Raw genomic sequence first — 757 nt, 5'->3', positions numbered from 1 at the left:
ATAAAGCTAAAAGACCCCAACCTTCCATGTTATTTTTAAAAAACAGGGAAGGTTGGGTGAAAATAATTTAACCCCTCTCACCCAACATTGAAATGTGTCATTTATAGGTTAAAAACACCCAAAAAATACCCAAAACTGCACGTAAAACTTTTTACCTAGCAAAAAAAATAGGTAGAAAATGCCTAAATCTGCTTTGATTTTATGGCTTATTAATGGTAAAATATAGTTATTCTCATGATTGAAAAATACTTAAACTTTTACGACTACTAATGAGTTGCCATGGCTGGGCAATTCTTTTTTTATGCTATTTTTTAAATCTGAAAATCTACATAATTTAAAACCCGTATTATCAAAAGTTCCCAATTCAAACTCACACTTAATATTTTGATACCACCATTGTTTACTCTTTTTTTGACGTTTATTACTCAAAGAATCAACATATTCAAAATTGCTAATCCCTTGCGCAAAGTCTGATAATTTAATAATTTTTTTACCGTCCATAAATCTTAAAATCTTTTTTTCAATATCTGGTGATCTTTTTACTTTTTTATTAGTTCCGAATGGACGATTAAAACAATTGTCTGCAATTGCTTTTCCATATCTTTCGAGAATGGCTGGATATTTCAGTTCAGTGTTAACATCAAATTTCTTAATCCTTTCGAAACGGCAATTCCTTAAATCTAAAATCTGATAAATTGATTCTTCTCGAATAGCTCTATTTTTGGATAGTTTGTCATGCGTAAATTTCTTAACCATT

General features: G+C 29.5%; 1 protein-coding gene. It reads right to left on the bottom strand.

The annotated features are described in order from the left end of the window. Window positions 1–249: 249 nt before the first annotated feature. Window positions 250–757: hypothetical protein (locus CBI42_RS12845; RefSeq protein ID WP_179211405.1), on the bottom strand; the 508-nt coding region annotated here is incomplete at its 5' end.

Origin of the sequence: Streptococcus sp. KR, assembly GCF_002238115.1 — a bacterium.
GTDB lineage: Bacteria > Bacillota > Bacilli > Lactobacillales > Streptococcaceae > Streptococcus.
Note: the sequence above shows the minus strand (reverse complement) of the source record. Positions and strands in the feature narration are given on the sequence as shown.